The sequence below is a fragment of the Roseisolibacter sp. H3M3-2 genome, from assembly GCF_029211165.1.
GTDB lineage: Bacteria > Gemmatimonadota > Gemmatimonadetes > Gemmatimonadales > Gemmatimonadaceae > Roseisolibacter.
In genome coordinates this window covers 1-3,399 of the sequence record NZ_JARGEK010000450.1, presented here as the reverse complement: position 1 = coordinate 3,399, position 3,399 = coordinate 1, and the positions used below count along the sequence as shown (strand labels likewise).

Below are 3,399 nucleotides of genomic sequence, written 5' to 3'. Positions count from 1 at the left end.
TTCCTAAGACCGCTTGGCCTCCGACTTGCGGAGGCGCCGGCCGCGCGGCCGCTGCGCGCGACGCCGGGCGCCGACCCCGCGGCGGCGCGCGCCGACATCGAGATCCTGATCGCGAAGCCCGACCGCAACCCGGTGTCGGGGCGCTTCACCCTCGCGCTGCGCACGCCGCACCCCGTCGACGTGCCGGCCGCCCTCCCCGACATCGACCTGGGGAAGGACCCGCAGACGTTCGCCAAGCTGGTGATCGACCAGGCGCTCCAGCACGACCGCTCGAGGTTCGCCGAGGGGGCGATGCGCTCGATGGGGTGGAACGTGGCGCGGAAGCTCCCCGACGCGTTCTGGGACGCGTTCACGGCGGTCGCGACGCACGTGCGCGACGTCGAGGGGCGCGTGCCGACGGTGCTGCTGCTGGCGGCGGAGAACCTCGTGCCGTGGGAGCTGGCGACGCTCCCCGAGCCGCTCGACCCGGCGCTCCCGAACCACCTCGCCGCGCAGACGAACATGGGGCGGTGGATCCTCGACGACGGGGCGGTGCCGACGCCGCCGGCGACGACGGTGCCGGTGAAGCGCATGGCCGCGCTGGCGGGGCACTACCCCGCCGCGTCGGGGCTGGCGCCGCTGCCGCACGCGGTGGAGGAGGCGCGCGAGATCGGGAAGCGCTTCGGCGCCGTCGTGCGGCTCGCCTCGGAGGAGGCGGTGTCGCAGCTGCTGGAGGCGGCGCTGGAGGAGAACCTGGAGAAGGGGGGCGCGGAGGTCGTGCACTTCGCCGGGCACGGCGAGGTCGACCCGAAGAGCGTCGGGGCGGGCGGGCTGTTCCTCGACACGGGGCACGCGCTGCACCCGATGCTGTTCGCGGCGACGCCGCTCGGCGCGCGCCACCAGCCGTTCCTGTTCCTGAACGCGTGCATGGTCGGCACCGGCGGCGAGATGCTCGGCGACGCCGCGGGGTTCCCCGGCCAGTGCCTGGGCGGCGGCTTCCGCGGGCTCGTGGCGCCGCTGTGGGCGGTGCGCGACACGGTGGCGCGCCAGGTCGCGCTCGACTTCTACGCCGCCGCGTTCGGCGACGGCGGCGCGGCGCCGCGCCCGCTCGGCGAGGTGCTGCGCGAGATCCGCGGGCGCTACGCCGCGTCGGTGGCCGCCAAGGCGCCGGTGCCGACGTACCTCGCCTACGTGCTGTACGGCCACCCGGCCCTCACCCTCACGCGCTGACCGCCAGCGCCAGGAGTCCCGTCATGCCCGTCGAGCTCACCGGCAGCAGCGCGCCCGTCGTCCTGGGCGCCGGCTACACGCTCCGCGCCCCCGGCCTGCGCGGCCGCGCCGACATGGCGCTCCCCGCCGCCCCCGGGCTGCGCGGCGCGGGGCTGCCGACCGACCAGCTGGAGGCGGCGCTGGGCGCGCACAACGTGCGCATCGCCCGCACGATCGACCTCCAGATCACCGACCGCGCCGCCGAGGCGACGACGGTGCGCGCGGCGTCGGGGGCGCCGGCGGTGGAGCTGGAGACCCCCGACTTCGGCGAGGAGACGGGGCAGGTCGTGCTCGCGGCCGACGAGAGCGGCGTGCTGCGCTGGCACTTCCCGACGCCGGTCGGCGGCGACGCCGGCGCGACGCGCGGCGCCGACGGGCGGCGCATGCGCTACCGCATCGACGCCTCGCCGGCGGACCGCGCCGCCGACGCGCAGCCCGGCACGCGCTCGCTGCTCGGCGCGGTGGGGCGCAAGGTGCTCAAGCTGCTCGTGTACCCGGTGACCGACCCGATCGTCGGCGCGATCTCGGAGTTCTTCGCCGAGCGGTGGGAGGGGAAGAACCGGCCGTACCGCGTGCGCGACTTCGCGCCGGGCGACTACGCGGCGCCGGGCGGGCGCACGATCGACGCCGGCGACGCGGCGCGGCTGGCGGGCGGGCCGGCGCTGCTGTTCGTGCACGGGACGTTCAGCACCGCGCACGGCGGCTTCGGCGACGTGCCGCCGGCGCTGATGCAGGAGCTGCACGCGCGCTACGGCGGCCGCGTGCTGGCGTTCGACCACCACACGCTCTCGCACGACCCGCGGCGCAACGTCGAGGAGCTGCTGCAGCGCCTCCCCGGCGGGCTGGAGCTCGACGTGGTGTGCCACAGCCGCGGCGGGCTGGTGTCGCGCGTGCTCGCCGAGCGCCCGAGCCGCTTCGGGCTGCCGACGGACGCGGTGCGCGTGCGGCGCGTCGTGTTCGTGGGCGTGCCGAACGCGGGGACGCAGCTGGCGGACCCGGAGCACATGGTGCACTTCCTCGACCGCATGACGACGGCGCTCAACCTCTTCCCGGGCACCGGCGTGACCGACGTGCTGGAGGGGATCCTGACGGCGGTGAAGGTCATCGGCCACGGCGCGCTCAAGGCGCTCGACGGGCTGGCGGCGATGAACCCGAACGGCGAGTTCCTGAAGACGCTGAACGCGGGCGCGCCGGAGCCCGGGGTCGAGTACTACGCGGTGGCGGCCGACTACCAGCCCGACGACGAGGGGCTGAAGGCGCTGCTGCTGAACGGCATCGCCGACCGCGCGTTCGCCGACGCGGCCAACGACCTCGTGGTGCCGCAGCTCGGCGTGTACGAGCCGACGACGGGCGGCAACGCGGTGGGCGGCTTCTTCCCGATCGCCGAGGAGCGGCGGCTGCTGCTGTCGCGCGGGGCGCGGGTGGTGCACACGCGCATGTTCGCGCACCCGGAGACGTCGGCGAAGCTGAGCAGCTGGCTGAGCTGAACTGCAATAGACAGGATTGACAGGAAACCGGGGGAAGGACTGGAGCCTGAAGTCCTTCCCCCGGTTTCCTGTCAATCCTGTCTAATTGCTCTGCCCATGAGCCGCGATCCGCAACCGCAGCTCGTCCCACCGGTCGCACACGTACCCGTGCACCGGCAGCCCGTCGAACGCGTCGATGCCGCTGCGCGCGAAGCGCCGCACGAGGCGCGACACCAGCCGGATCCCCGGGCGCGCCGCGTCGCGGTCGCCGCGCGTGAAGCTGCCGGCGAGCAGGAGGTAGCCGAAGCGCGCGGCGCCGTCGGAGGCGAGGGCGAGGCGCGTCGCGCGCGACTCGTCGAGGAACGCGGTGTCGAGGGTGCGGTAGTAGGGGAGCGCGCTCCCGGTGTACTCGCCGTCGGCCAGCGCGGCCGCCCACAGCGACTCGAGCACGTAGCCGCGGCGGGCGGCGGCGCGCGTCACGCCCACCGGGTCGCCGAGCGAGCACCACGACAGGGCGACGCGCGGGCGGCTGCCGCGCGCGTGGACGGCGAGCGCGCGCTTCGGGTGGCGCGCGCCGTCGGGGCCCGCGCCGGCCACCAGCGCGTTGGGGGCGTCGGGGGGCTCGGGGACGTACGGCGGGTTGCACGCGACGACGTCGGGCGCGCGGCGGCGCAGCCACGACGCG

2 protein-coding genes and 1 pseudogene are annotated in these 3,399 nt (G+C 75.8%); 2 read left to right on the top strand and 1 reads right to left on the bottom strand.

The window, feature by feature from the left end; translation table 11 throughout:
- Positions 1-1,209: CHAT domain-containing protein (locus PYV61_RS22800; RefSeq protein ID WP_275836013.1), on the top strand; the 1,209-nt coding region annotated here is incomplete at its 5' end.
- Between the two features lie 23 nt (positions 1,210-1,232).
- Positions 1,233-2,735: a hypothetical protein gene (locus PYV61_RS22795; protein ID WP_275836011.1), complete on the top strand. Its 1,503-nt coding sequence runs from the start codon at positions 1,233-1,235 to the stop codon at positions 2,733-2,735.
- Between the two features lie 81 nt (positions 2,736-2,816).
- Here the strand turns inward: PYV61_RS22795 and PYV61_RS22790 are convergent.
- Positions 2,817-3,399 (bottom strand): annotated as a pseudogene (locus tag PYV61_RS22790) (hypothetical protein); the annotation flags it as partial.

Excerpts from the sequence above, each read along its gene's own strand:
- PYV61_RS22795 (WP_275836011.1), top strand. The coding sequence starts at position 1,233 with ATGCCCGTCGAGCTCACCGGCAGCAGCGCGCCCGTCGTCCTGGGCGCC.